A 26,671-nucleotide genomic window follows, 5' to 3' on the forward strand; every position below is an offset into this window, starting at 1 on the left:
ACTTGTTGACTTGTCTGCCAAGTGCCGTCTACCTTGGACCGCAGCTTGGCAGACAAGTCAACAAGTTGGAGGTGAGCGATGGCTCTGCGTGGCGGTACGAGGTTCGCCGTGCGGTTCGAGGACGTGTTCCCGGCGGGGTGCGCGTTGGTGCCCGAGTCGCTGGGTGAGGTCGAGGACTACGACGAGAAGACGGGTCGGCGGTCCCCGGCGAAGGACAAGGTGACCGGTCAGCGGGTGTGGCAGGTCCGGGTGATGGACCTTGACCCTGAGCTGGGCAAACGGTCCCGAGAGACCACGGTGAAGATCTCGGCTGACTACCAGCCGGTGCCGCCGTCGGGTGCGCCGTTCGAGGCGGTGGAGTTCGACGGGATGACCGTGACGCCGTACGTGGCGAACAACGGTCGGATGGCGTATTCGCTGCGGGCGACCGGCCTGCGCGCGCCGGTGGTCGGCGGCAAGAAGGCGGCGGCGTAGCCGCATCTGGTGGGGGCGGGGCTGTCTGGTCTTGGCGGACGGCAGCCCCGCCCCCTGGTGTCTCTTCCCCTGCTCTGTCGAGAGAGGTCGTGACGTGTCCAAGGGTATGCCCGTCGTTGGGCGGGTGCTGGTAGCGGTCGTGCGGGGTGTCCGATGATCCGCCGGCCGCGTGGTGAGGTCGTGATGACCACGGCCGGAGATCTGATGGTGATCCGCCCTCGGCGGCTTGAGCTGCCGCTGTGGCTGATCGCGCTCGGCATGCTGCTGCGCTGGCTGTTCCGGGCTGCTGTCTGGTGTGTGCGGCATCCGGTGATCGTGGGCCTGCTGGTGGCAGGCGTGTGGCTGTACGCCGAGTTCGGTCGGGCCGGGCTCATCGTGCCGCTGGTCCTAGCCGGCCTGGTATCGGCGCTGTGGCGGTGGAAGCACGAAACATCGTGGTGGACCTGGTGCGCGGGGCCGGTGCTGGGCTGGTTCCGTCAGGTGTTCGTCTACCGGCGGGTCTGGCGGGAGGCGATGACGCTGTGCGGGCTGACCCGCACCTATGACCATCGGCCGGTCATGCCGCAGTTGCTGCGGGTGCGTTCGGATCAGGCGCTGGACGTGCTGACGGTCCGCATGGTGCGCGGGCAGACGCCGGAGGAGTTCCAAAAGGTCACGGCCAATCTGGCGTACGCGTTCGGCCGCCGCCACGCCCGGGTCTACTCCGAGCGGCCCGGCGATCCGCCGGCCCGGACCGGCTATTGGGCGCTCGTCCTCGGCGTCATCGACCGGCTGCGGTACCGGGATCGGCCGTCGCTGGTGTACCTGGTCGTGGTCCGTACCGATGCGCTGCGCACGGTGGTGAAGCCGTTCGACGTACCTGCGGTGCCGGACCTCACCGCGCTGCCCCTGGCCCGGCGGGAAGACCTGCGGCACTGGTCCCTGCACCTGCTCGCCACCCACGTCCTGATCGGCGGAGCCACCCGCTCCGGTAAGGGCTCCGTGCTGTGGTCCCTGGTCCGCTCCCTGGCTGGTGGGATCTCGTCGGGGCTGGTGCGGCTATGGGTGATCGACCCCAAGGGCGGCATGGAGTTCGCCATGGGCCGACCGCTGTTCGCCCGGTTCGCCGGCAAGTCCTTCGAGGCCATGGCCGACCTCCTCGACGAGGCCGTCACCGTGCTGCGCGAGCGGCAGACCCGCCTTGCCGGCACCGTCCGGGTCCACACGCCGACCGAGGCTGACCCCCTGGTCGTGGTCGTCATCGACGAGATGGCCGCCCTCACCGCCTACCTCCAGGACGTCGAGCTGCGCAAGCGCATCGCCTCCTCGCTGGGGCTGCTGCTGTCCCAGGGGGCCGGCGTCGGCGTCCTGGTGGTGGCCGCGTTGCAGGACCCGCGCAAAGAGGTACTGCCGTTCCGGGACCTGTTCCCGACCCGCATCGCGCTCGGCCTGACCGAGGCCGCTCAGGTCGACTTGATCCTTGGCGACGGTGCCCGCAACCGGGGCGCCCTGGCCGACCAGATGCCCCGATGGGCCAAGGGCGTCGGGTACGTGATCCTCGACGGCACCCCCGAACCCGCCCGGGTCCGCTTCTCCCACATCACCGACGACGACATCCGCCAGCTCGCCGCCGAGTACAGCGCGCCGGCTGATGCGGCGGACATCCTCGCCCAGGTTGGCCGGGAAACCGCCCCCGAACCCACCCGTCCGCCGTTGCCCCGTCCACGCGGGCCGCTGCTGCCGGACTCGCTGCTCAACATCCTCCGCGACACCGACGGGGGTGAGCCGCGGTGACCACCCCGACCTTCTACCGGCTCCGCGCACCGCACCCCGACGGGCAGACCAGCACCGCCGTGTCCGTCCGCGTCGACCCGCAGCGGCCCGACCCATATCCGGTCTATCTCGCCGTCGGCGGCGGCCGGCGTCGCATGCACCTGACCCCCGACGAGGCGTGGGCGCTGTGGCGCTGCCTCTCCGAAGCCGTCGCCTCCCTCGGCGAACCACCCGAGCACATCCGTACCCGCGTCGCCCCGGCCCGGAGGTAACCGATGTCCCTCAAGCGCTTCTTCCTCCCCACCCACCGGATCAAGCCCCTGCACATCGAATTGGACGGCACCCCGGACCGGCTCGCCGCCGCCCTGCACGGCCTGGCGCACATGGTCAACCGCCGCCGCGACCTCGACGGCCAGAGCATCCGCATCACCCTGACCGTCCGCGACACCGGGAGCCGCCGGTGACCCGCGACCGCATCGAATCCGCCGTACGCCTGACCATCCTGCTCGCCATCGGCACCATGGCCGGCGCCGCCGCGTTCACCCACGTCCATGACCTGTCCGTCGCCCACGGCCAACCACACTGGATCGGCTGGGCCAACGCCGTAGCCGTCGAACTCATGGCCATCTACCTCGGGCTCGAAATCCGCGCCCGCCGCCGCAACGGTCGACCGGTCGGCTTCGTCGGCGTCCTCCTGGTCGCCTTCGCCCTGCTCTCCCTCGCCGCCCAGGTCGCCGAAGCCGAACCCTCAGTCTGGGGCTGGATCGTCGCCGCCGTCCCCTCGCTGGCCTTCCTCGCCCTGGTCAAGGTCGTCCTGTCCAGCGCACCCGCCACCGCGCCGGCACCGGAGCCGGCCCAACCGCAAGGCGACCGGCACGACGAACCCGAGCAGGCCGAGCCTGTGCCGCCTGCTGAGGTGATGCCGCCGGCATCAGTGTCGGTGCTGCCTCCGCGCGGCGTCGTCCAGCCCGACCGGCGTCAGGTGGTGGGGATCATCCGATGACCGCCCCCACCCTGCCCGGTCTCGAACCCGCCCCGACCCCGGCTGCACCTCCTCGGCCGGGGTCGCGGGCGGCCCGCATGGCACTACCCCGCTCCGTCGACGTGCTCAAGGAGATCGCGGCCGAGTACGGCGTGTGCGTCCGCCCGCTGGCGATGCGCCGTACCGACCTGAACACCGGCCTGACCGAGGTCATCGACCTGCCCTGCGGCGCGACCCGGGAGGACAAGTGCGGGCCGTGCGCGAAGAAGAACCGCCGGCTGCGGCAGGCCCAGATCCGGGAAGGCTGGCACCGCGACGACGAGCCGCTACCGCCACCGGAGCCGGCGACCGAGGAACAGAAGGCGCTGATCCTGCTGCGCGGTCACCTGGAGTTCTCCCGCGACGAGGCATCCCGAGCCAGCCAGTGGGACCAGGTCGCCGACCTCGACGAGGCAATCCGCGAAGTCGAAGAGGCCATCACAGCCGAGGGGCTCCGTGGCCGGGTAGCCCCGCCGCACTCAACCGGCGACGAGGACCAGGCCGACGACGACACCGGCCGGCGCCGCAAGCGCTCGACTCGCCGTCGACAGGACGCCCCCGACCTACCTCGCCGCAAGGTCGAGCGCCGCACCGTCGGCAAGACCTACACCGCCCCCGACGGCACCACCTACCGCCCGTCGATGTGGCTGACCCTCACCCTCGACTCCTATGGCCCGGTCCGCCCCGACGGCACCCCCCTCAACCCCGAGCGGTACGACTACCGCCGCGCGGCATGGGACGCGGTGCACTTCCCCCGGCTGCTCGACCGGTTCTGGCAGAACCTGCGCCGCTGCGAGGGCTGGAACGTCCAGTACGCCGGCTGCGTCGAGCCCCAACGCCGACTCGCCCCGCACGCACACTTCGCCATCCGGGGCACCATTCCGCGTGACGTACTGCGCACCGTGGCGGCGGCGACCTATCACCAGGTGTGGTGGCCCGCCGTGGATGTCCAGCGGTACACCCTCGACCGGCTACCCGTCTGGGACGAGCAAGCTTCCGCGTGGGTCGACCCGGACACCCACGCGCCGCTGTCCACCTGGACGGAAGCACTCGACGCCATCGACGACGACCCGGATGCGGAACCGGTGCACGTCGTGCGCTTCGGCGCCCAGGTCGACGCACGCGGTGTCATGCCCGGCACCGAGGACGCGGAGCGGACCATCCGCTACGTCACGAAGTACATCACCAAGCACACCGGCGACGTCCACAAGGCGACGACTGACCGGCAACGCGCGCACCTCGACCGGCTCTGGCAGGAACTCCAGGTCACCCCGTGCACCGACCGGTGCGCGAACTGGCTGCTCTACGGCATCCAACCCAAGCGGGCACACGCGAAACTCAAGCCCGGCCGGTGCAAGGGCAAGGTCCACCAGCGGGACACCCTCGGCATCGGCGGCCGGCGCATCCTCATCTCCCGCGACTGGTCCGGCAAAACCCTCTCCGACCACAAGCACGACATCCGGGCCTGGGTGCGGGCGCTGCTCGGCGTGAGCGTCGGCCAGGAGGGCGTCGACGACCAGGGCGCCACCGTCGAACCGGTTCGGTACGCCTGGGAACTCGCCCGACCCGACGATCCCGACGTCGGCCCCATGGCCCACCGGCTGCTGCGGGCGATCGGTGAACGTGCCCGCTGGCGCTCCGAACTCCTTGCCGCCAAGGACCGCGCCGCCCAGCTCCCCGACACCGAACCGGCGACGGAGACGGATGACACGACGGGGGAGGGGCAGTAATGGCGGCGAACGATGGGCTCTGGACGATCCGGGACGTGGCGGCGTACCTGCGGGTGCCGACCGAGACGCTGTACCGCTGGCGCAAGGTGAAGTACGGTCCGCCGGCGGCTCGGGTCGGCCGACACCTGCGGTACGAGCCGGAAGCGGTCCGCTCCTGGGTACGTGAGCAGGCGGCGGCCTGATGGGACACATAGAGGATCGCTGGTACAAGACGCTTCGCCACTCGGGCGGGCGACGGGAGCGGGTCAAGACGGAACTGTTCGGCAAGGGCCTGCGCTACCGGGTCCGCTACATCGGCCCGGACGGCAAGGAACGCAAGAAGTCGTTCCCGGACCGGGCCAAGCGAGAGGCTGAGGCGTTCCTCGTCTCGACCGAATCGGACAAGCTGCGCGGCTCGTACGTCGACCCGATCGCCGGTCGGATGACCTTCGCGGAGTACGCGGAAACCTGGCTACGCACCCGTTCCTTCGACGAGTCGACCCGGGAGAGCACGGAGTTCCGAGTACGCAAGCACCTGCTGCCGTTCTTCGGTTCCAAGAAGCTGGCCGAGATCAAGCCGGGCCACATCCGGGCATGGGACGCGGACATGGTCGGCAAGCTGGCCCCGGCGACTCGGGCCGTGGTCTTCGCTCACCTGCGGACCATCCTCGGCGCGGCCGTCGACGACGAGCGGATCGCCAAGAATCCGTGTTCGGCAAAGTCGGTCAAGCCTCCGCGACCGGTGCAACGTCGGGTGGTGCCGTGGCGGTACGAACAGGTTTCGGCAATCCGCGGTGGCCTCGCCCAGCGGTACCGCCCGATGGTCGACCTGGGCGCCGGCTGCGGTCTGCGACAGGGAGAGATCCTCGGCCTCGGGGTCGATGACATCGACATTGACGCGGGCTGGGTGCACGTCTCGCGTCAGGTCAAGCTCGTCCGGTCTCGGCTCGTCTTCGGGCTGCCCAAGAACGATCGGGACCGCCGGATACCGCTGCCTGACTCCGTCGCCCAGGTGCTGAAGCAGCACGTCGACGACTTCGCCCCGGTGTCGCTCACCCTGCCGTGGGAAGACCCGGCCGGCGACGAGCGGGTCACAGTCCCGCTGCTGTTCACCACCACCCGGCGCGGCGCGATCAACCGACGCACCTTCGACAACAAGAGCTGGCGGCCCGCTGTCATGGCGGCCGGCATCACGCCGACCCGGGCCACCGGAATGCACGCGCTCCGGCACTTCTACGCCTCGTCGCTGCTCGACGCGGGGGAGAGCATCAAGGCCCTCGCGTCCTACCTCGGCCACGCGGATCCCGGATTCACCCTCCGCGTCTACACCCACCTGATGCCCGCCAGCGAGGAACGCACCCGGCAGGCCATCGACCGCCTGTTCGAGCCTGGGTCCGGAGACGCGGGATCGCCATCGTGAGAGCGACCACCGGGATCTTGTCGCCAACTCCTGACGGCTGCCAGGCTTCCCCGATGACCTTGCTATTCATCATCGAGGCAACCCCCGGTGAGTATTCGCTGCTACTGAACGCGGGGACCACGCCGGTCGACGACCTCATCGAAGAACTCGATCACGAGCCCAACGGGTACTTCTGGGAGGGCGTGGCGCAGGTTCTCGTCAGTACCGAGGCTCAGTCGCTCGAAGGTCGATTCGTCTATGCCTGCGAGGGCGGCACGTTCTGCGCCCACGGCACCGATCGAGGGGCGCTGGAAGAGCTGGAAGCGCGAATGAACGCGGTCGCCACCGACGGCGAACGCATGCGGCGGTTGATTAGGGACGCCGAGGCGAGCGGCTTCGAGTTCGACGACTGACAGCCAAGGTGGCCAGACCTGGGCCGTGCAACCCGGACGCCCTGGCGACGCCCTGAACGGGTTGCAGGCAAGCGAAACGCCTGCTCAGGGCGCAAATCAAGTTCATAATCCGGCGTACAGGTCGACTCGTCCGTCGCCCACCAGCTCAGAGGCCGTGATCAAGGCTACGAGCTGATCGAATCTCAAGGGATCCGGTGCCGGGTCAACTCAGGTGCCGGGCGGGAACCATTGTCGAGACGATGTGGGTACCAGCAGCAATCCGATAACGGCCACGAATGCCATCATTCGCAACGCCGTCAGTTCGGCGATGTCGGGAAGTTCCGTCAGGCCGTACGCGATGTTGAAGATGGCGTAGCCGACTGTCAGGATCCGGGCGCGCCCGATCTGGCGCCACAAGCCGTACGCAAAGGCCAGCGAGAGAAGGATCAGTCCCACGGCGAAGATTGTCGCCCTCGGCTCGGTGGCCCTGGCCGCAGTGCTCGTCTTGATCTGGGCTGCCTGGAGGGCGTTTCCCAGCGGAAAAATGATCGCGGCTGCGGCGACCGGGACGGGCATGGGCCGTCGGTCCTGATCGGTCATCGGCCACATGTTAGGTGTTGATCGTTCGGGTCGACCAGGCGTGATCGACGGGTCGAGCGGCGTGCGCTGGTGGCGATTCGCGGGCAGCGGGGGTGGGTGGACTGTCGCTAGAGTCCGGGGATGGTGGAGAGCCGCTCCGACCACGTGGTCACCGCGATGATGGCGAGCACGGGAGAGGAACGCGTCGTGCTCGACGCGTTCCTCGATTTTCATCGTGCCGTGGTGCTGGGGAAGGTGCGGGGGATCTCCGACGCCGCCGCCGCCCGTCGCCTGGTGCCGTCGGCGACCACCCTCGCCGGCCTGGTGAAGCACCTCACCGTGGTGGAGCGGAACTGGTTCCGGTGTCTGCTCGCGCCCGGCCCGGAGGACGTCTACCTCACCTCCGAGGAGGACGCGACGGCCAGCTTCGCGTTGGCCGAGGGTGACACGGTCGAGCGGTTGTCGACGGCGTACGAGGCGGAGTGTGCCCGGTCGCGGGAGGTGGCGGCCCGGTTCGACCTCGACCATGTGGTGCCTCACCCGCAGCTCGGGGAGGTTTCGGTGCGCTGGATCCTGGTGCACCTGATCGAGGAGACGGCCCGGCACGCCGGTCACGCCGATATTCTCCGCGAACTGACCGACGGCTCGACGGGCGCCATCTGACCGAGGTACCCCCGGCGACTCGGGGATCAGGCGGGGGCGAGGAGTTTGGCGAGACGTTCGGCTACCGGTGGGGCGTGCAGGTGCAGTCGGGCGACGTTTATCGCGTCGGCGCCGACCACCGAGAGCAGTGCGCGCGGGCCGACGGCGTACACGGAGAAGTAGCCGGCCTCGTTGCGGACGGTGGACTGGCGGAATTCGCCCTGGCCGAGGCGGAGGCTGACCTGCCGGCCGAGGCCGAAGGTCGCCGCCGCCATCGCGGCCAGGTCGTCCGGGTCCAGAGTGTCGGGAACGTCGTGCGTGATGAGCAGGCCGTCGACTCCGCCGAGGACACTTCCCTGCACCCCGGGGATCTGTAGGCGCAGCTCGTGCAGTTCGGTGCCGATCGCCGGGTACGGCAGCGACGGGTCACCGGCCAGCGACGGTGGGAGCCGCACCGGTGGCGGAAGGTCCGGCTGCTTCGCGGTACGGCGGGGGAGGAAGGTGTCGCCGGTGCTCACAGTTCCAGCTGCTCCTCGATGGTGCGCAGCTGGTGTCGGGCGAGCGCCAGGTTGGACCGGGACTTGCTGAGCATCAGGTAGAGAAACAGCCCCTTGCCGTTGGGGCCGGTCAGCGGTCGGATGATGTGGTACTGGCCGCCGAGGGTGATGAGCATGTCCTCGATGTCATCGTTCAGCTTGAGCATCTCGATGGTGCGCATCTTGGCGCGTACCACATCGGTGTTGCCGGCGGCGGCGACGGTGAGGTCGATCTCCGGGGTGCCACCGGCGACGCCGAGGGTCATCCCGCTGGTGTAGTCGACGAGCGCGGCGCCGATGGCGCCGTCGATCGTCATGGCGTCCTTCAGGGCGGTGTCGAGGTTTGCCACGTGCCTCTCCAGGTTCTGCTGACGAGCTGTGGGTGCGCACCGGCGGTCGTCCCGGGGCGAAGAAATCTCGGATGAGACTGGCACATGCAACCTCTTAACCGCATCTTGTGCAGCGCGAACGGGCTGAGCGGGCCACGTTGGGTGACCACCGGGGCGGCCGAGAACCGCCGCAGCGGCTGATGCCAGGAGCACGAGTTCGTCTGCTACCTCGGCGAATGCGTCGGCAATCCAGCGGCACAGCCGAGCGCAGCCACGTTGCCCGCACGCAGCATGCGGGACGAGACGACGGCCGGCTCAGGCCGGTGTGCCGGCGAGGTCTGCGAGCACGCGTCGCTGGAAGGCGCGAGCGGACGCGCCGGTCGGTGGCACACCGCCTTCGCGGGCAGCGATCGACCGCTCGACCAACTCGGCGGTGTCGGCGTCGACAAGCGGTCCGGCCTCGTCCAACAGCCGCCGACCGGCGGCCTGCTTGGGCAGCCACGTCCCGGTGCGCAGGCGGACCCAGGAACGGCAGGCACCGAGGACTGCGTCCTCCGCTCCGGGGGCGGGCACCTCGCCGGCAGGCGCCGGTCGCGCCAACCACCAGCGCAGCGCGTCCAGGACCAGCCGGCGCAGATCGTCGGGGGCCAGGTCGGCGAAGGCGTCGGCGGCGGGCGGACCGAGCAGGACCCGCCCGCTCTGGTGCAGGATGCTGCGGTCCAGGCCGTACCAGAACAGACCGTCCGCGCTCGGGCGCCGCGCCGCGCCGTACGACACCCGGAAGTCCATCCGTGCGCCGGTGTTCAGCTCGACCTCGAAACCCGGCTCAGGGGTGCCTGATCGGGCCACCTCCTGTCGGTACACGACCAGTTCCAGGCCGCGCGCCGGGCAGGGCAGTGCCTCGTGCTGCAGCCGTGCCACCAACTCTTCGGCGACCCCGTGGTCCAGCGGGCCGGCGCAGATCAGCGCCACGTCCACGTCGCTGCGTCCGGGTTGGTACGCGGCCAGACCCACCGAGCCCGCCGCGTACGCCCCGCCCAGCTCGACACCGAGCACCTCGTCGGCGACCGCGACCAGGTCGCTCAGGTACCGCCGCAGCGGTTCAGGCGTACTCCAGCTCACCGGGCTCGCCCCACTGCGTTCCGGCGGGCAGGAAGAACGCCGCGGACTCCCCGCCGAGGGCGTGCCGGATGACCAGCCGGGCGTGCTCGTCGAGGTGCGGGAACTGCCCCGGCGGGAACCACCGGACGTCCAGCGACTCGTCGTCGTTGACGCGTGCCTCGCCGCCCAGCAGCCGGCAGTGGAAACCGAGGTTGAGGTACTCGCAACGGTCGCCGTTCGGGTACGTGTGCGGGTGCGACACCGCGCTGCTGAGCCGCAGCGGTTCGACTGCCAGGCCGGTCTCCTCCAGCACCTCGCGCACGACGGCGGTGGCAGGCTGCTCACCTGGCTCGACGAAGCCGCTCACCACCGACCAGCGACCGTCGTCGGCCCGCTGGGCGAGCAGCAGCTCACCCGCGTCGTTGCGGACGATCGCGCTTACGCTGGGTAGCCAGAGTAGGTCGTGGCCGACGTGCTTGCGCATCCGCAGGATGTAGTCCGGTACGCCCATCCGGAGACCTTAGCCAACCCGCCCATCCCCGCCCGCACCCGGGCCGGTGGCGACGATTTTCGCAGTTCATGCCCCTCGACCAGGGAGCACGTCTACTGTGGAAGGGCGCGGTGACTTGCCGTGTTCCGGTGGCGGTCGGTCGTTTCCCGGTGCACAGTGATGCCATGAGCGACAGCGGACGTGGACGTTACTACTGGTGTACGCGACACCACCGGGTCGAGTCCGGTGCCGACGTGTGCCCCGCGCGGCACGTTCTCGGCCCGTACGACTCGGCCGCCGACGCGGAGAACGCCCTGCAACAGGTGCGGGAACGCAACGAGGCGTGGGAGGCCGAGGACGCCCGCTGGACCGGGGAGGACAGGTAGACGGCGCGGGACGCCTCCCGCGCCGAGGCACTGCGTGCGTCGCGAGGGCGGCAGCACGTCCCCAGGAAGGGAACCGAGATGGCCGAAGCGCAACAGGCCACCCGCCCGGCCGCGAAGCGTACGCCCGCGAGGAAGACCGCCGCGACGGAACGCACCGCCGGCCTCGCCCGTACCCCGTCCACCCGCCGCGCGTCCGGCACGACGCCGGCCGCCCGTAAGGCGACCGGCGGCGTCGGACGGCCGGCGAAGAACGCCGCCACCGCGCCCGAGACCAGGGCGGCCGAGTTGGCGCGGAAGGCCGCCGCGGTCAGGAAGGCGGCACCTGCGAAGAAGACGGTATCGGCGAAGACCGCACCGACCAAGGCGCCCGCCGCGCGGACCACCTCGACGTCGACGCGGACCGCGACCGGTCCGCGCAAGACCACGACCGCGGCGAAGCGGGCCACCGCGAAGAAGACGACATCCGCACGGAGCACGGCGGCGAAGGCCCCCGCGAAGAAAGCGGCGTCCGCGCGAAAGGCGGCCCCGGCCCGCAAGACCGCGCCCGCGAAGAAAACGACGGGTACGCGGAGCACGTCGGCCGCGCGTAAGGCACCGGCGAAGACGGCGACGTCGGCGGTGAAGAAGGCGGCGGCGCGCAAGAACACCTCGGCGGCGGCGCGCAAGACGGCGGCGAAGAAGGCACCTGCGAAGAAGGCACCCGCGAAGACGGTGGCTGCCAAGAAGGCACCGGCTCGGAAGAGCGCGACGGTGGCGAGCCGGACGACTGCGGCGGCGAAGAAGACGGCCGCGTCGAGAGCCCCCGCGAAGAAGGCGCTCGCGTCGAGAGGCCCTGCGAAGAAGGCGCCCGCATCGAAGACGGCGGCAAAGAAGGCACCAGCGAGGAAGGCACCGGCGGCGAGGAAGGCGCCCGCGAAGAAGGCCACGGTGTCGAGGGCGGCGGCGAAGAAGGCGCCCGCGAAGAAGGCCACGGCGTCGAGGACGGCGGCGAAGAAGGCGCCTGCGAGAACGGCCGCCGCCCGGAACACCGGGCGCGCCGCGTCCGGCGGGCGGACCGGCACCGCGCGCTAGACGGCCGGCTGACCCGGCGTACGCCGACGACCCGTCGCTCGGAGGAGGGCGCGGTGTGTCCGGCGCTGTCAGGATTGGCGCATGGTCATCCGACGTGTGCTGGCACCGCGCATCGACTTCGGGGCGCTGCGCCGAGAACTGGGTCTGCCCGAAAGCTACCCGGAGGCGGCGCAGCGGGAGGCCGACGAGGCAGCCGCCGCACCTCCCCGGCCGGCCGTCGACTGCACGGACGTCCCGCTGGTCACGGTCGACCCGCCCGGCTCGCGGGACCTGGACCAGGCGATGCACCTCAGCCGCCGCGCCGGCGGCGGCTACCGGGTGCGGTACGCGATAGCCGACGTCGCCGCCCACGTACGCCCGGGTGGTGTGCTGGCGGACGAGACCTGGCGCCGAGGGCAGACGGTCTACCTTCCCGACGGCAACGTGCCGCTGCACCCGCACTCCCTCGGCGAGGGCGCGGCGAGCCTGCTGCCGGACGTCGACCGGGCGGCCGTGCTGTGGACCATCGACCTGGACGCCGACGGTGGCACCACCGCGGTGGTGGTGCAGCGCGCCCTGGTGCGCAGCCGGGCCCAACTGGCCTACCCGCATGTGCAGGCCGACGCCGACGCGGGCCGGCTGCCCGAGCCGATCGCCCTGCTACCCGAGGTCGGTGCGCTGCTCACCGCCCGAGGGCTGCGTCGGGGCGCGGTCAACCTGCCGATCCCCGAACAGGACGTGGAGGCCGACGGCGACGGTTGGCGGCTCGTGCTGCGGGCACCGGTGCCGATGGAGGAGCACAACGCACAGATTTCCCTGCTCACCGGGATGGCCGCCGCCGACCTGATGCTGGCCGGTGGGGTCGGCCTGCTGCGGACGATGCCCGCGCCGAAGCCCGAGGCGGTGCAGCGGCTGCGGGCCGCCGCCGCCCCGCTGGGCGTGCACTGGCCGGACGACGTAAGCGTCGGTGAACTGCTGCTCCGGTTGGATCCGGCCCAGCCTCGGGCCGCCGCGTTCATCGACCAGGCGGCGGAGCTGATGCGGTCGGCCGCGTACACCCCTTTCGACGGCGAGTCGCCCGAGCGGCCGGCGCACGGCGGGGTCGCGGCCGCGTACGCCCATGTCACGGCGCCACTGCGACGACTCGCCGATCGGTACGCCACGGAGATCTGCCTGGCTCTGCACGACGGCCGTGAGGTGCCCGACTGGGTCCGCGCGGCGCTGCCCCGGCTGCCGGCGGTGATGGCCGCCACGGACCGCACCGCGTCCGCGGCGAGCCGAGGCGCGATCGATCTGGCCGAGGCGGTGCTGCTGGCCCATCGGGTCGGCGAGACCTTCGACGCCGCCGTGCTCGACGTCGACGCACCGTCGAACGGCAAGACCCGCGCGGGCCGCCCACGCGGCGGCATGGTGGCCCTGGACGACCCGCCGGTACGCGCCCGCTGTGTCGGCGAGCTGCCACTGGGCACCCGGGTCCGGGTCCGGCTGGTCGCCGCCGATCCGGCCACCCGCTCGGTCGCCTTCGAACTCGCCTGACGGGTCGGCGTCGCGCCGTGACCTGCGCCTGCGGTCGCGCCGTGACCTGCGCCTGCGGTCGCGCCGCGACCTGTGTCGGCGGTTCGGCATCGCGCCGCGACCTGCGCCTGCGGTCGCGCGGCGGCCTGTGTTGGCGGTTCGGCGTCACGCCGCGACCTGCGCTGTCTGTCGCGACCGGCGCAGCGGGCATTGTCACAGCGTCGGGCGCTGCTGCCGGGCCAGCTGATTTGCGAGGATGACGACCATGGCATACGACCCGAGCACCCTGCCCGACGTTTCCGGGCTCACCGTCGGCATCATCGGTGGCACCGGCGACCAGGGCCGAGGGCTCGCCTACCGGTTCGCCCGGGCCGGTCTGACGGTGCTGATCGGTTCCCGCTCCGCGCAGCGAGCGGCCGAGTCGGCCGCCGAGATCGCCGCGCTGCCCGGTGTGCCGGCCGGCGGCAGCGTCACCGGTGCCGACAACGACGAGGTGGCCCGGCGCAGTGACCTGGTGATCATTGCGGTGCCCTGGGACGGGCACGCCGCCACGGTCGGCGCGCTCGCCGAACCACTCGCCGGCAAGATCGTCGTGGACTGCGTCAACCCGCTCGGTTTCGACAAGCAGGGCCCGTACGCGTTGCCGGTGCCGGAGGGCAGCGCCGTCCAGCAGGCCGCCGCGCTGCTGCCCGACTCCCGCGTGTGCGCCGCTTTCAACCACGTCAGCGCTCCGCTGCTGGCCGACCCCGAGATCGACCGCATCGAGCTGGACGTGCTGATCTGCACCGAGGAGCGGGAGCTGGTCGGCATCGTCGGCGCGCTCGCCGCCCACATCCCCGGGATGCGTGGCATCTACGCTGGTCGGCTGCGCAACGCCCACCAGATCGAGGCGTTCACCGCCAACCTGATCGCCATCAACAAGCGCTACAAGGCGCACGCGGGCGTCCGCGTCACCGACCTCTGAGCGCGCGTACCCCGCTCGTCGCCGTCGACGCAACGCCGCCGGGCCTGCTGGCCATAGTGTGATGTGACGATCCAGATGGAGCCGACCGACCAGGAGTTGACCGGGTGGTGTTGCAGCAGGCCGACGGCACGATCACGCCGGCCCGGGTCGCGGGTGGCGCGTTCGGCCTCGTCGGCGCGGGCATCAGCGAAGACGGCGGGGCGGATCTGGTCGCCTACGACAGGGTCGGCGTCGAGATCGACAGGCGACCGCTGTTCACCCCGTTCGACAAGCTTGGTCGCTGCTACGCCGACCCGGCCGGCGCGGTCGTCTACGGCGACCCCGGCCCCACCTGCCAGCCCGCCGAGCCGTGGCACCGTCGTTGACTGCACAAACCAAGAGCGGATCCGTGGCAGAAAAGGTGTCAGCCGGCCGGCGTGTCCACTACCGCAACTGCCACGGATCCGGATCCCTCGTCAGGGGCGGCCGGCGGTCAGAAGGTGACGTTGACGCCGGCCGCCTTGCAGGCCTTGGTCAGGGAGGCGCCGGCCTTCTCGAAGGCCGGGTTGTCCGCGGCCGCCGCCGGATCCGTGGCGTTGGCGGACTTGCCGGCCTCGGCGCCGAACTGCTCCAGCGCGGCAACCACCTTGCTGTCGGTGGCGCCGGTGGCGGCCACCCGGGTCACCTCGTTCTGCAACCCGGACAGGATCTTCTGGAACAGTGCCGGCGACGGCTCGCTGCCGGAACTCACCGCGGCCACCAGGTCTTCCTTCATCTTGTCGCTGGCCTGCTTCGCCGACTGGCAGAGCTCTTTGTCGCTGACCGCGTCCGCCGCGTCAGCGGTGGGCGGTGCCGGGCTGGCCGAGGTGGCGGCGGCGGACGGCGGGGTGGCCGACGGCGACCCTCCGGCCGTCGGGGCCTCGTCCTCACCACCGCAGGCGGTCAACATCAGCAGAGCGGCGCAGGCCAGGACAGGCAAAGAAGCACGGATCCGATTCACGAGCGAGAACCGTAGCGGTTCCCGGGAAATTCCGCTCGCCCTATCCGGCGTCCAGTCGCGGCACCCACCGATCGCCGAGAAGCTGGCCGAGCACCATCAACAGGATGCCACTCAGGAGTGCGGTGCCGACGCCGAGGGCGAAACCGAGTGGACCATGACTTTGCGGGCGTGGGCAGGCGGGCGGGGAGGCGGCGCGCGCCCAGGGGTGCTCCCGGGCCAACCACCACAGGATTCCGAGCCCGAACGGTACGAGGCAGACCAGCCAGAACCAGAACCACCGCGTACCCAGCACCGGAGCGGGCCCGGTCAGCAGGACACCGATGATGACCACGGCGGCGGCGAGGCCCGTTCCAGCGACGAGGTTCCCGAGTGGCTGGAGAACGCTGCTGCGGCTGTCCAGGCCCGCAGCCTGCAACTGTTCGGCGATGCCGATCGCGCCTGGCCCCGCGTAGGACTCCTCGCGGACGGTGCCGGCGATCGTGAGCTGATCGAAGTAGGTGGTGTCGGTCCACCAGACCCGACCGTCGGGCGTGCGCCACCCGAACAGCGGACCGAGAGTGCCGGACGATTCCAGGTCAGCGGTGCCAAACCACGGGGTTCGCTGGTCGGCGTCCCACCGGTCACCCCACTGGTAGGCCACCACGTGGCCGGCAGCCAGATCCGCTTCCGCCTGGTCGTAGCTCTGCTGCCGAGGCGCCGTCCACCAAGCCGTTCCGGCCGCAACCAGCCACAACGCGACGACGCCGAGCCGCAACACCGTCCACCAGCGCCAGCGCCGACCAGCCGGGATGTCATCGGTCATGATCGCATCGTCGCAGTGGGCGTCCAGTCGCGACGGAGCCGATGACCACCGTGGAGATCGACCGGAACTGTCGTACGTACGTTCTATCGTCGGTGGCGTGTTGGAGGAGTTGGCGCGGGCAGAGGTGGCGACGGGTTCCTGCGTCGACGCCGCTGTCTGGGCCATGCCGGAGAGCGAGCTGATCGATGCTCTCGACGCTGCGCACCGGCTCGAGCAGCGGCTCGCCGCGGTGAAGCTGGCGCTGGTGCGTGAGCTGGACGGCCGTGGCGTGGCGGTGGCGCAGGGGGCGTCGTCCACCGCCGTCTGGCTCCGCGATCGGCTCCGGCTCGGCGTGCCGGCGGCCCGTCGGTTGGTCGACCTCGCTGAGGCGCTCGGCGGCGAGTCCGGCGAGATGACCGCCGCACTCGCCGACGGCCGGGTCGATCTGGAGCAGGTCCGGGTCATCGCCGATGTCGCGGCCACGGTTCGAGGTGCGGCCGGCACCGAGGCGGCCGGGTCGGCAGTCGCACTCCTCCTCGACTGGGCCGGGCAGTTCGAGCCGTCCACCCTGCGCCGACTCGGGAGCCGGATTCTCGATCACGTGGCACCCGAGATCGCCGAGGCGGCCACCGGCAGAGCGCTGGAAGCGGAGGCGGCCCGCGCCGCACGCGACCGGCAGGTAACCCTCTCCGACCAGCGGGATGGGCGCACGCGGCTGGCGGGCAGCCTCGACGCGGAGACCGCCGCGCTGCTGCGGGCTGCCATCGAGCCGCTCACCGCACCAGCCGGCCCGGACGATCCCCGTTCGCCCGGGCAACGACGCCACGACGCCCTGGGCGACATCTGTCGGCTCGTCCTCGGCACCGGCGAGTTGCCCGAGCATGGCGCCGACACCGCCCAGCTCGTCGTCACCACCGGGTTCGACACCCTCACCGGAAGCCTCGGGCCCGGCACGCTGGACAGCGGCATCACCCTCACGCCCGCAACGGTGCGCCGGTTGGCCTGCGACGCGGCGGTCCTGCCCGCAGTGCTCGGCGGCGCAGGTCAGGTCCTCGACGTTGGTCGGCAACGTCGGCTCATCACCGGGCCGCTGCGGCGGGCCCTGGTGCTGCGAGATCGGGGCTGTGCCTTTCCGAGCTGCGACCGGCCACCCCGCTGGTGTGAGGGCCATCATCTGCGGCACTGGGCCGACGGCGGCGTCACCAGCCTCGCCAATGCGGTGCTGCTCTGCCGTCACCATCATCGTCACGTGCACCAGCACGGCTGGCAGGTCCACCTCGCCGCCGACGGTCATCCGGAGTTCATCCCGCCCGTCTGGCTCGACCCCGATCAGCGTCCCCGTCGCAACCACCTACACCACTCGCCTACGCCCGGGATGCCGTGGCGAGCAGAGCCGGCGTCCGGCCGGTCGAAGCCGTTGACTTCGATGCCCGCCGGGGCGGGCTCGCCCACGCTGGTGTCCACCGCCCCGGCACAGCTGGCCTCCCTGTCCGCCGGGTCGCGACTGCTGGGGCAGGTGCCTGCCGGGCCACGAGCCCGCGCGGTCGTAACCCGTCCAACGGCCAGCCGGGAGGCGCGACTGCCGGACGGGGCGGAACGGCAGGCCGCGAGGCGTCCGTCCGGTCGACCCGTTCGCCGGACGCACCCGCCCTGACCGTCAAGTCGTAGCTGACGATCAACCGTAACGGTGCGCCGCTGCGTAGGCGGGCTCATGCCTGTCGCTGTGGTGTGGTCCATGGCCGATCGCCCACGGACGATCCGGCAGCGCCGATGGGATGTGGGTCGGTGGAAAGCAGCGGTCGGGCCGGGCGTGGCACGGCGATGGCAGCCCGGGCTGCTACCGACGGGCGGTGGCCGGAGCTCCCCGATCGTCGCCCTGGCCGGCCACCCATCGTCACCCGGGCGCCCCGACGGTCGCCCGGGTGAGTTGATGGTCGTGGCCGGGTCCGCCACAGACCCGCGGACGGTCAGAAGGTGTGTTCGGCGGCGGGGAACTGGCCGGAGCGGACCTCGTCGGCGAAGCGGCGGGTGGCCTCGTCGAGCGTGTCGGCCAGGGCGGCGTAGCGCTTCACGAAGCGCGGCGCCTTGCCGGTGCGCAGGCCCGCCATGTCCTGCCAGACGAGCACCTGGGCATCGGTGTCCGGGCCGGCGCCGATGCCCACCGTGGGGATCGGCAGCTCGGCGGTGACCCGCTTGGCGACGTCACCGGGCACCATTTCGAGCACCACCGCGAAGGCACCCGCCCCGGCGACCGCGCGCGCGTCGGCCAGGATCTCGTCGGCGGTTTCGCCGCGGCCCTGCACCCGGTATCCGCCGATGGTGTGCTCACGTTGCGGGGTGAAGCCGATGTGCGCCATCACCGGGATGCCGGCACCGACGATCGCCTCGATCTGCGCGGCGAAGCGCTGGCCGCCCTCCAGCTTCACCGCGTGACAGCCCCCCTCCTTCATGAACCGGACGGCCGTACGCAGCGCCTGGGTCGGACCCTCCTCGTACGACCCGAAGGGCAGATCACCGACGACCAGGGTCTGCCGGGTGGCCCGGACGACCGCCCGGACCAGCGGCAGCAGTTCCTCGGCAGTCACCGGCAGGGTCGTCTCGTAGCCGAACACGTTGTTCGCCGCCGAGTCGCCCACCAGCAGCACCGGGATACCGGCGGCATCGAAGATCGAGGCCGTGTACTGGTCGTACGAGGTGAGCATCGACCATTTCTCACCGCGCTCCTTGGCGGCGAGCAGGTCGCGGGTGCGGACGCGACGGGTGGCCGGGCCGCCGTAGAGGGCGGTCACCTCGGCCGGAGTGGATTCCACGATGTTCTCCTTCCTCGAGGCCGCGTACGCGGTCCCCGGGTTCCGCCGCGATCGTCCCACCGTGCGGACGGTCGGCGGCAGGGCGCAGTGGAGGATGTCACTCCGGCCGGCCGGCGCGGGCCGGCCGAGTGGACCCTGAAGCCGGTCAGCCGTTCTCGCGCCACCGGTTGGTGATCGGTAGCCGTCGGTCCCGTCCGAACGCCTTCATGGAGATCTTCGTACCCGGCGCCGACTGTCGGCGCTTGTACTCGGCGGTATCCACCAACCGCAGCACCTTGTCCACCACGGCCGGGTCGTGGCCGTCGGCGATCAGGCCGTCCCGGCCGAGGTCACCGTCGATGTAGCCGATCAGGATCGGATCGAGTACGTCGTAGTCGGGCAGCGAGTCGCTGTCGAGCTGGCCCGGGCTCAGCTCGGCGCTCGGTGGCTTGCCGATCGAGTTCTCCGGGATCGGTGGCGTCAGACCCAGCCGCGCCGCCTCGGTGTTGCGCCACTTGGCCAGCCGCCAGACCAGGGTCTTCCACACGTCCTTGACCGGGTTGAAGCCACCGACCGAGTCGCCGTAGAGCGTCGAGTAGCCGACCGCCAGCTCGCTCTTGTTGCCGGTGGTCAGCACCAGGTGGCCCTCCTGGTTCGACAACGCCATCAGGATGACGCCGCGTACCCGGGCCTGGAGGTTCTCCACCGCCACCCCGGACAGCGACATGTTCGCCAGGAAGGTGTCCACCATCGGCTGGATCGGCTCCACCCGGTAGTCCAGGCCGGTCCGCTTGGCCAGGTCGGCCGCGTCGGAGCGGCTGTGCTCCGAGGAGTGCTGGCTGGGCAGGGAGACACCGACCACCCGGTCGCCGCCGAGGGCGTCCACCGCGATGGCCGCCACCACCGCCGAGTCGATGCCGCCGGAGAGCCCGAGCACCACCGACGGGAAGCGGTTCTTCTCGACGTAGTCACGCAGGCCGAGCACCAGCGCCTGCCACACCTCGGCCTCGTCGGCCACCGGCTCGATGAGGCCGCCGGTAGCCGCCGGGCCCGTGGGCGCGGGCGGGATCCCGTCGACGGTACGACGCACCACCCGCAGCCCGTCGGCCATCCGCTCGCCGTCCCCGATCTCATCGTCGCTCCCGCTGGTGCCGTCGGTGGCCTCGCCGGCCGCGGGCAGGTCGACGTCGTGCACGAGCAGGTGGGTGACGAACTGCGGCGCCCGGGTCAGCACCGTCCCGTCCGCCGCGACGATCATCGAGTCGCCCTCGAAGACCAGCTCGTCCTGACCGCCGATCATGTTGACGTACGCGATGGTGGCGCCGGCCTCGGCGGCCCGCCGGCGGACCACCGGAAGCCGCAGGTCGTCCTTGTTCAGCTCGTACGGCGAGCCGTTGATGTTGACCACCAGCCCCACCCCGGCCCGCCGGGCGGCGGCGAACGGCCCGCCGGCCTGCCACAGGTCCTCGCAGATGGTCAGCGCCACGTCCACCCCACCGAGCCGGACCACGGTGAGCATGTCGCCGGGCACGAAGTAGCGGTCCTCGTCGAAGACGCCGTAGTTGGGCAGGTGGTGCTTGAAGTAGGTGGCGACCACCTCACCGCGGTGCAACAGCGCGGCGGCGTTGCGCGCCCCCCGGCCCGGCTCGGCGTCCGCGCTGACCTGCGGCGGACCGTCGGCGTCCAGGTAACCCACCACGACCGGCAGGTCGCCCAGGCCGTCGGCGGCCAGATCGGCGGCGAGCCGGCCGAGTGCCGCCTGGGAGGCGGCCACGAAGGACCGCCGGAAGACCAGATCCTCCACCGGGTACCCGGTCAGCATCATCTCGGGGAACAGGACGAGCTGGGCGCCGGAGGCGGCGGCCCGGCGGGTCCAGGCGCGGACGAGACCGGCGTTGCCGGTGAGGTCACCGACACTGGGGTTGACCTGGCACAGGGCGAGACGCAGGGTGGGCATGTCCTCATCTTGCCCCAGTGGCACGGGCACGACACGTCGGCGTGGGGCAGTGCGACCGGGCCGGACCGCCGGTCGGGACGGGACGGGACGCAACGGCTGCGGTTCGGTTAACGTCTGCGTAATCGGGTCGGTGGAGACTGGTCGGTCAGGTCGGGCAGAGTCCGACCGAAGGCGGACATAGCGTGTCGCGGAAGGTTGGGGAAGTGGACCGTCAGCAGGAGTTCGTCCTCCGTACGCTGGAAGAGCGGGACATCCGTTTCGTCCGGCTGTGGTTCACCGACGTGCTCGGCACGCTCAAGAGCGTGTCGGTCGCTCCCGCCGAACTGGAGGCCGCCTTCGAGGAGGGCATCGGCTTCGACGGCTCGGCCATCGAGGGATTCGCCCGGGTCTTCGAGTCGGACATGGTCGCCATGCCGGACCCGACCACCTTCCAGGTCTTCCCGTTCGAGGGCGGGGTCAGCGGCGAGAGCGCCCGGATGTTCTGCGACATCCTGCTGCCCGACGGCGGCCCTTCCTGGGCCGACCCCCGCCATGTGCTGCGTCGGGCGTTGTCCCGGGCCGCCGAGAAGGGCTTCACCTTCTACACCCACCCCGAGATCGAGTTCTTCCTGCTGGAGAACGGACCGATGGACGGCACCGTGCCGGTGCCGGTGGACACCGGCGGTTACTTCGAGCACACCACGCACGCCGTGGCGCGGGACTTCCGCCGCCAGGCGGTGCTGTCGCTGGAGCGGATCGGCATCTCGGTGGAGTTCAGCCACCACGAGGTCGCCCCCGGCCAGCAGGAGATCGACCTGCGCTACGCCGACGCGCTGACCACCGCCGACAACATCATGACCTTCCGGCACGTGGTCAAGGAGGTGGCGCTCTCCACCGGCGTGCAGGCCACCTTCATGCCCAAGCCCTTCACCGACCAGCCGGGCAGCGGGATGCACACCCACCTGTCGCTGTTCGAGGGGGAACGGAACGCGTTCCACGACGCCAGCGACCCGATGAAGCTGTCCAAGGTGGCCCGGGCGTTCATCGCCGGGCTGCTGGCCCACGCCCGGGAGTACACCGCGGTCACCAACCAGTGGGTCAACTCGTACAAGCGGCTGTTCCCGCAGGCGCTGCCGGACCGGGTCACCGAGAGTCCCGCGTACGTCTGCTGGGGGCACCTGAACCGCTCCGCGCTGGTCCGGGTGCCGGCGTACGGCAAGCCGAACTCGGCCCGGGTGGAGATCCGCTCGCCCGACTCGGCCGCCAACCCGTACCTCGCCTTCGCGGTGCTTCTCGGCGCCGGGATGAAGGGCATCGAGGAGGGGTACGAGTTGCCGCCGGGCGCCGAGGACGACGTGTGGGCGCTGACCAGTGCCGAGCGGCGGGCGATGGGGTACGAACCGCTGCCGGAGAACCTGTCCGAGGCGATCGACGTGATGGCGGGTTCGGAACTGGTCGCCGAGGTGCTCGGCGAGCACGTCTTCGACTTCTTCCTGCGTAACAAGCGGGCCGAGTGGGAGCAGTACCGCCGCGAGGTCACTCCCTACGAGCGCCAGCACTACCTGTCGCTGTAGCCGCTGCCACCGGGCGGGCCTGTCTGTCGCGGCGGCCGCTGCTGCGGGTGGGTCCGTGGGAACGGGCCCCCCGCCGGGCTGCCGGGCGTTGCCCGGTGCCGCTATCGTCTCGATCACCGTGCCGGCACCCGCCGGCCGGAGACTCGTCGGGAGGCAGTCGGTGCTGGAGGATCTGCTCAGCGGAGCCTGGCAGAGCGTGGTGTTCGGGATCGTCGGCGTCGGCCTGATGGCCGCCGGCTTCGTCCTGGTCGACCTGCTCACCCCGGGCAAACTGCGGGACCTGATCTGGGTACGCCGTAACGCCAACGCTGGCCTGCTGCTCGCCGCGAACCAGCTCGGCGTCGCCGGCATCGTCTTCACCGCGATCCTGACCAGCTACAGCGACTTCGCCAAGGGGCTGGCCTCGACGGTGATCTTCGGGCTGATCGGTCTCGGCATCATGGCGCTGGCCTTCTTCGTGCTGGATCTGATCACGCCGGGCAAGCTCGGCGAGGTCATCTGCGCCGACGAGCCGCACCCGGTGGCCCGGGTCAGCGCCGCCAGCCACTTCGGCGCCGCGCTGATCGTCTGCGCCTGCATCGCCTGAGCGTTCGCCGTAGCCGGCCGCTCCCATGGCGTCGCGGGGCGGCCGGCAGGTGTCGAGCAGCGCCCGCCGCGAACTGCGCCCGGGGATCCGGACGTCCCGCGTGACCGCGTCCGCCCGCTCAGCCTGGTCTGAAACCCGACAGCGCTGCCCTTGCCGATCCGGGATCCTGGTCGGTCTGCCGTTCCTTGGGAGGACCGCGTGCCCGACACGCTCAGCTACTCCGACGCGGTGCGCCTGTTGGGCGGGGGGAAGAGCAGGTTCGTCGACTGGTTCGACAAGCTGACGGGGGGTGCGCTGCTGGCCGCGTCGGTGCCGGTGCCGGCACTGCTGGGCGTCTTCGATGCGAAGGCCGAGTTCGTGAGGCTCGGTCACGAGTTGCTGCGGACGGCCGGTGAAAAGCGTTCCGGCCTGTCCCGGTACGGGCGCACGCAGCGGCTGGAGGCGGCGCACGCGGTGATCGCGGTGACGGCGTTCTTCGAGGCGTTGGAGGAGATCGGCCTCCCCGCCGACGTCGCTGCGCTGCGTGTCAGCAAGGCGGAGCAGTTGGCGCTCGCCGGTGCCGGGGCGGTGGTTGATGACGCTCTCACGGATGCGCTCTTCGCCACCGCCGCGCCGCTGCCCGGCCCGCACCTGCCCTATCCCGATCTCCGCGCGGCCCTGACCAGGTACTACGACGGGCTGGTCGGCAGCCTGCTCCGCTTCCTGCGCGGGCTGGTCGCCTGGGAGGACCTGGAAGCCGAGCGTCGGCGCACAGCCGAGGAGCATATGCTGCGGCTGCCGACGGCCGCCGTCGACCGACACCGGGACCTGCTCACCCAGCTCGCGACCGACTTCCCCGAGGTGACGTTCTGGATCGGGCTGCACGAACACGAGGCGACCAGGACCCAGGTCCGATCCCTCTCGTTGGGGCTGACCGACCTACGTAAGGCACTCAGCGCGATCACCACCGGCGACCAGCCCGACGAGCGACGCGCCGCCCTTGCCGCAGCGTACGCCGCCGAACTGCGCCGCCCCATCGTCAGCTCCGGCGACGTGCCGGCGGGGCTGACGGTGCCGACGCTCGGCGAGTCGTACGTGCCGCCTCTCTGCCGCATCGAGGAGTTGGGCGCCGGCGCACGGCCCGCCGACGAATCGTGGTGGGACGGCCAGACGCTCCGCGACGATCTGTGGCAGTCCCTGGTGGTCCACCTCACCTCGCCGGCGGCGACCCGGGCGCCCCTGCTCGTCCTCGGGCAGCCGGGCTCCGGGAAGTCGGTCCTGACCCGGGTCCTCGCCGCGCAGCTACCGGCCGCCGACTTCCTCGTCGTCCGGGTGGTGCTCCGCGAGGTGTACGCCGCCGGCGACCTGCAGGACCAGATCGAGCAGGCTGTGCGCGACGACACCGGCGACCGGACGGACTGGCGGAGGCTGTCCCGCTCGGCGGCCGACGCGCTGCCGGTCGTCCTGCTCGACGGCTTCGACGAACTGCTCCAGGCCACTGGCGTCAGCCAGACCGACTACCTCCGCCGGGTGGCCAACTTCCAGCTTCGGGAGGCCGATCAGGGGCGGCCGGTGGCCGTCCTGGTCACCAGCCGGACCAGCGTCGCCGACCGGGCGCAGCCACCACCCGGGACGGTGGCGGTCCGCCTGGAGCCGTTCGACGAGATGCGCGTCCACACCTGGGTCACGACCTGGAACCGGGCGAACCGCGCCTCGTTCCGGGCACTCGGTGTCCAGCCGTTGGACCCGGCGACCGTGCTCGCGCACGGTGACCTGGCGGGGCAGCCGTTGCTACTGCTGATGCTGGCGCTCTACGACGCCGAGGGCAACGACCTGCGGGATGCCGGCGAGCTGCGCCGGGGTGAGCTGTACGAGCGGCTGCTGCGCCGATTCGCCCGGCGGGAGATCACCAAACAGCGCGACGGCCTGCCCGAGCGGGAGTTGGACCGGGCGGTCGAGGAGGAGCTGCGGCGGCTCGCGGTCGTGGCGTTCGCCATGTTCAACCGCCGCGCCCAGTGGGTGAGCGAGCAGGATCTCGACGCCGATCTGGCCGCGTTGTCCGTCGGCGGGACGGCACCCGCCGACCGGAGCGGGTTGCGCAGCCCGCTGCGGGGCGCCGAGGTCGTGCTGGGCCGGTTCTTCTTCATCCACCGTTCCAGGGCGTCCACCGACGACGGCCGACGGGAGACGTACGAGTTCCTGCACGCCACGTTCGGCGAGTACCTGGTGGCCCGTTTCACCTGGAAGGTGGTCGACGATTTGGTGGCCCGGGAGGCCGCAAGCATCGGCGGCCTCGGCGGCGCACCGGTCGACGACGACCTGCTGCACGCCTTGCTGTCCCACGCGGTGCTCACCATCCGGGCTCCGGTGCTCGGATTCCTCACCGAGCGGCTCGCCAGCCGGGACGACGAGTGGCGGTCCGCCTGGACGGATCTGCTGCTGCGGCTGTTCCGGTCGGCGCCGTACGAGTCCAGGGCGCGCCGCCTCGACTCGTACCGGCCGAGCGGTCTGACGGTGCCTGCCCGGTACGCGGTCTACTCGGCGAACCTGCTGGTGCTCGCCCTGTGCGTGGGGGACCTGTCGTGTGCCGTCCTCTACTCGGCCCCGGCGGGGGGTACAGACCGGTGGCGGCGTGACGCATTGTGGTGGCGGGCGCAGCTTCCCGTGGAGGACCACCTCGGTCTGCTGGCGGCGGTGCGCCCGATCAGGACGTGGGCGGGGCGGGGCCAGGAGTTGATCCTGTCGATCCGGCCGCCGGACGAGCCGCTCCCAGCCCGCATCGACCTCCGCTGGCAGTACGGCAGCGGAGATGATGCCGTCGACACGGACGCCCGGTACGTGTACGCGCAGAGCGGGAACGACATCGAGGTCCTTCACCACACCGCCTACTTCGAGTGCGACCGGGCGGTCGAGGCGGTGCTGCACGTGGTGGAACCCTTCGACTTCCTCCTGTCCGAGGGGGTGCGGCAGGAGGCGCTGGCCCGTTCGGACCTGGAGAGCTTCTACACCTTCCCGGAGGGAGACCGGTCGGAGGCGCGACTGCTGCTCGATGTGGCGCTCGCATCGTTGTCGTCCGCAGGCGTTGCCGGACGTGAGCGGGCGTACGAGCGTCTGGTGGCCACCTTCGACTCGTACGACGAGGACCCCGATCAGGGCGGGATCGTCGCGTTGCTGCTGGAACGCATGACCGCCGACATCGAGTTGCCTCCGGGCTTCGTGGCCGGTGTGCTCCGTCGTCTCGCGGAGCTGTATCTGACCGTGGGTTTGCAGGTGTCGACGTTTCGCTGTGTGCTGGCGTTCCTCGGCCGGGACCGGCAGGCGGACCTGCGGTTCAGTGCCCTCGTTCCCCGTCTTGTGGTGGGTGCCCGGGGCGGCGCTGCGGGGCGGGGCCAGCCCGCCGACTGGCTGGATGAGTTCAGTGCCGAGGTGCTTGTGCGCCTGTACGAACTCGAACTTCGCCGGGACCCGGTCTCGGCCTCGGAGGCGGAGAGCTTCCGGCGGCGGTGTGGTGCCCGCCGCCCCGACCTGGTTGGACGGCTCCGACCGCTCGCCGATCCCAACTGGTCGGATCGCGAACTGTCACACCGACAGGACGGTGTCGGGGACGCGGTCGCGGCTGACGACTGAGGCAGCCCGCTCGGAGGGCGGTCGACGTCGACCGCCCCTGAGGTGACCCGGACCGGCCATCGGTTCTAGCCAGTGCGCAGG

General features: G+C 71.2%; 28 protein-coding genes. 19 read left to right on the forward strand and 9 right to left on the reverse strand.

Annotated elements, in window-relative coordinates; all coding sequences use genetic code 11:
• Window positions 1-78: 78 nt before the first annotated feature.
• The 9 genes from AB0J93_RS18445 (at window position 79) to AB0J93_RS18485 (ending at window position 6,768) form a co-directional block, all read left to right on the forward strand.
• A complete protein-coding gene (locus AB0J93_RS18445) occupies window positions 79-474 on the forward strand; it encodes a transcriptional regulator (RefSeq protein WP_126711252.1) in 396 nt (131 codons plus the stop codon).
• Between the two features lie 183 nt (window positions 475-657).
• A complete protein-coding gene (locus tag AB0J93_RS18450; RefSeq protein WP_363923308.1) occupies window positions 658-2,247 on the forward strand; it encodes an FtsK/SpoIIIE domain-containing protein in 1,590 nt (529 codons plus the stop codon).
• Complete coding sequence (locus AB0J93_RS18455) at window positions 2,244-2,498, forward strand: hypothetical protein (protein WP_363923310.1); 255 nt, start codon at window positions 2,244-2,246, stop codon at window positions 2,496-2,498. Before AB0J93_RS18450 ends, AB0J93_RS18455 begins: the two co-directional genes overlap by 4 nt.
• Before the next feature lie 3 nt (window positions 2,499-2,501).
• Window positions 2,502-2,690 (forward strand): hypothetical protein, encoded by a 189-nt coding sequence (locus AB0J93_RS18460; RefSeq protein WP_363923312.1) that lies wholly within the window; start codon window positions 2,502-2,504, stop codon window positions 2,688-2,690.
• Window positions 2,687-3,229, forward strand: coding sequence for a DUF2637 domain-containing protein (locus AB0J93_RS18465; protein ID WP_363923314.1), 543 nt, complete (start codon window positions 2,687-2,689; stop codon window positions 3,227-3,229). The genes AB0J93_RS18460 and AB0J93_RS18465 overlap by 4 nt, the downstream gene beginning before the upstream one ends.
• Entirely contained in the window at window positions 3,226-4,977 is a 1,752-nt protein-coding gene (locus tag AB0J93_RS18470) for a replication initiator (RefSeq protein ID WP_363923316.1), read from the forward strand. Before AB0J93_RS18465 ends, AB0J93_RS18470 begins: the two co-directional genes overlap by 4 nt.
• Window positions 4,977-5,159, forward strand: coding sequence for a helix-turn-helix domain-containing protein (locus AB0J93_RS18475; RefSeq protein WP_203220703.1), 183 nt, complete (start codon window positions 4,977-4,979; stop codon window positions 5,157-5,159). The genes AB0J93_RS18470 and AB0J93_RS18475 overlap by 1 nt, the downstream gene beginning before the upstream one ends.
• The gene (locus AB0J93_RS18480) at window positions 5,159-6,376 is read left to right on the forward strand and encodes a tyrosine-type recombinase/integrase (protein ID WP_363923319.1); all 1,218 of its coding nucleotides are present in this window, start codon (window positions 5,159-5,161) and stop codon (window positions 6,374-6,376) included. The genes AB0J93_RS18475 and AB0J93_RS18480 overlap by 1 nt, the downstream gene beginning before the upstream one ends.
• A gap of 53 nt (window positions 6,377-6,429) precedes the next feature.
• Window positions 6,430-6,768, forward strand: coding sequence for an Imm51 family immunity protein (locus AB0J93_RS18485; protein ID WP_363923321.1), 339 nt, complete (start codon window positions 6,430-6,432; stop codon window positions 6,766-6,768).
• A 207-nt stretch (window positions 6,769-6,975) separates the two neighbouring features.
• On the opposite strand, the gene AB0J93_RS18490 is transcribed toward AB0J93_RS18485, so the two are convergent.
• Window positions 6,976-7,347, reverse strand: coding sequence for a hypothetical protein (locus tag AB0J93_RS18490; protein ID WP_363923323.1), 372 nt, complete (start codon window positions 7,345-7,347; stop codon window positions 6,976-6,978).
• 156 nt (window positions 7,348-7,503) lie between these two features.
• Between AB0J93_RS18490 and AB0J93_RS18495 the strand changes: the two genes are divergently transcribed.
• Window positions 7,504-7,989: a DinB family protein gene (locus AB0J93_RS18495; RefSeq protein WP_363923425.1), complete on the forward strand. Its 486-nt coding sequence runs from the start codon at window positions 7,504-7,506 to the stop codon at window positions 7,987-7,989.
• 26 nt (window positions 7,990-8,015) lie between these two features.
• Here AB0J93_RS18495 and AB0J93_RS18500 read toward each other — a convergent pair whose 3' ends face one another.
• The 4 genes from AB0J93_RS18500 to AB0J93_RS18515 all read right to left on the reverse strand — a co-directional run bounded on the left by AB0J93_RS18500 (window position 8,016) and on the right by AB0J93_RS18515 (window position 10,445).
• Complete coding sequence (locus tag AB0J93_RS18500) at window positions 8,016-8,486, reverse strand: roadblock/LC7 domain-containing protein (RefSeq protein ID WP_363923325.1); 471 nt, start codon at window positions 8,484-8,486, stop codon at window positions 8,016-8,018.
• Window positions 8,483-8,854: a hypothetical protein gene (locus AB0J93_RS18505; RefSeq protein ID WP_363923327.1), complete on the reverse strand. Its 372-nt coding sequence runs from the start codon at window positions 8,852-8,854 to the stop codon at window positions 8,483-8,485. The genes AB0J93_RS18500 and AB0J93_RS18505 overlap by 4 nt, the downstream gene beginning before the upstream one ends.
• A 294-nt stretch (window positions 8,855-9,148) precedes the next feature.
• Entirely contained in the window at window positions 9,149-9,955 is an 807-nt protein-coding gene (locus AB0J93_RS18510) for a nucleotidyltransferase domain-containing protein (protein ID WP_363923329.1), read from the reverse strand.
• Window positions 9,936-10,445 (reverse strand): NUDIX domain-containing protein, encoded by a 510-nt coding sequence (locus AB0J93_RS18515; protein WP_363923331.1) that lies wholly within the window; start codon window positions 10,443-10,445, stop codon window positions 9,936-9,938. The genes AB0J93_RS18510 and AB0J93_RS18515 overlap by 20 nt, the downstream gene beginning before the upstream one ends.
• A gap of 164 nt (window positions 10,446-10,609) precedes the next feature.
• On the opposite strand from AB0J93_RS18515, the gene AB0J93_RS18520 reads away from it, so the two are divergent.
• The 5 genes from AB0J93_RS18520 to AB0J93_RS18540 all read left to right on the forward strand — a co-directional run bounded on the left by AB0J93_RS18520 (window position 10,610) and on the right by AB0J93_RS18540 (window position 14,704).
• The gene (locus AB0J93_RS18520; protein ID WP_093401270.1) at window positions 10,610-10,810 is read left to right on the forward strand and encodes a hypothetical protein; all 201 of its coding nucleotides are present in this window, start codon (window positions 10,610-10,612) and stop codon (window positions 10,808-10,810) included.
• Window positions 10,811-10,888: 78 nt separating this feature from the next.
• Window positions 10,889-11,881, forward strand: coding sequence for a histone H1-like repetitive region-containing protein (locus AB0J93_RS18525; RefSeq protein WP_363923333.1), 993 nt, complete (start codon window positions 10,889-10,891; stop codon window positions 11,879-11,881).
• Window positions 11,882-11,962: 81 nt separating this feature from the next.
• Window positions 11,963-13,396: an RNB domain-containing ribonuclease gene (locus tag AB0J93_RS18530; protein WP_363923336.1), complete on the forward strand. Its 1,434-nt coding sequence runs from the start codon at window positions 11,963-11,965 to the stop codon at window positions 13,394-13,396.
• A gap of 244 nt (window positions 13,397-13,640) precedes the next feature.
• Entirely contained in the window at window positions 13,641-14,339 is a 699-nt protein-coding gene (gene npdG, locus AB0J93_RS18535) for an NADPH-dependent F420 reductase (RefSeq protein WP_363923338.1), read from the forward strand.
• A gap of 104 nt (window positions 14,340-14,443) precedes the next feature.
• On the forward strand, window positions 14,444-14,704 hold the full coding sequence (locus AB0J93_RS18540) for a hypothetical protein (protein ID WP_363923340.1): 261 nt from the start codon (window positions 14,444-14,446) through the stop codon (window positions 14,702-14,704).
• Between the two features lie 107 nt (window positions 14,705-14,811).
• Here the strand turns inward: AB0J93_RS18540 and AB0J93_RS18545 are convergent, their stop codons facing one another.
• Complete coding sequence (locus AB0J93_RS18545) at window positions 14,812-15,318, reverse strand: hypothetical protein (RefSeq protein WP_363923342.1); 507 nt, start codon at window positions 15,316-15,318, stop codon at window positions 14,812-14,814.
• Between the two features lie 40 nt (window positions 15,319-15,358).
• Entirely contained in the window at window positions 15,359-16,120 is a 762-nt protein-coding gene (locus AB0J93_RS18550) for a hypothetical protein (protein WP_363923344.1), read from the reverse strand.
• 97 nt (window positions 16,121-16,217) lie between these two features.
• On the opposite strand from AB0J93_RS18550, the gene AB0J93_RS18555 reads away from it, so the two are divergent.
• The gene (locus tag AB0J93_RS18555) at window positions 16,218-17,753 is read left to right on the forward strand and encodes a DUF222 domain-containing protein (RefSeq protein WP_363923346.1); all 1,536 of its coding nucleotides are present in this window, start codon (window positions 16,218-16,220) and stop codon (window positions 17,751-17,753) included.
• Window positions 17,754-18,066: 313 nt separating this feature from the next.
• On the opposite strand, the gene panB is transcribed toward AB0J93_RS18555, so the two are convergent.
• Entirely contained in the window at window positions 18,067-18,912 is an 846-nt protein-coding gene (panB, locus tag AB0J93_RS18560; protein ID WP_363923427.1) for a 3-methyl-2-oxobutanoate hydroxymethyltransferase, read from the reverse strand.
• A 142-nt stretch (window positions 18,913-19,054) separates the two neighbouring features.
• Window positions 19,055-20,845 (reverse strand): NAD+ synthase, encoded by a 1,791-nt coding sequence (locus AB0J93_RS18565; protein ID WP_363923348.1) that lies wholly within the window; start codon window positions 20,843-20,845, stop codon window positions 19,055-19,057.
• A 203-nt stretch (window positions 20,846-21,048) separates the two neighbouring features.
• On the opposite strand from AB0J93_RS18565, the gene glnA reads away from it, so the two are divergent.
• The 3 genes from glnA (at window position 21,049) to AB0J93_RS18580 (ending at window position 26,590) form a co-directional block, all read left to right on the forward strand.
• On the forward strand, window positions 21,049-22,398 hold the full coding sequence (gene glnA, locus AB0J93_RS18570) for a type I glutamate--ammonia ligase (RefSeq protein ID WP_093401577.1): 1,350 nt from the start codon (window positions 21,049-21,051) through the stop codon (window positions 22,396-22,398).
• A gap of 160 nt (window positions 22,399-22,558) precedes the next feature.
• Complete coding sequence (locus AB0J93_RS18575) at window positions 22,559-22,984, forward strand: DUF350 domain-containing protein (protein ID WP_363923429.1); 426 nt, start codon at window positions 22,559-22,561, stop codon at window positions 22,982-22,984.
• 198 nt (window positions 22,985-23,182) lie between these two features.
• Entirely contained in the window at window positions 23,183-26,590 is a 3,408-nt protein-coding gene (locus AB0J93_RS18580) for an AAA family ATPase (protein ID WP_363923350.1), read from the forward strand.
• Window positions 26,591-26,671 lie beyond the last annotated feature (81 nt).

Origin of the sequence: Micromonospora sp. NPDC049374, assembly GCF_040677165.1 — a bacterium.
GTDB lineage: Bacteria > Actinomycetota > Actinomycetes > Mycobacteriales > Micromonosporaceae > Micromonospora.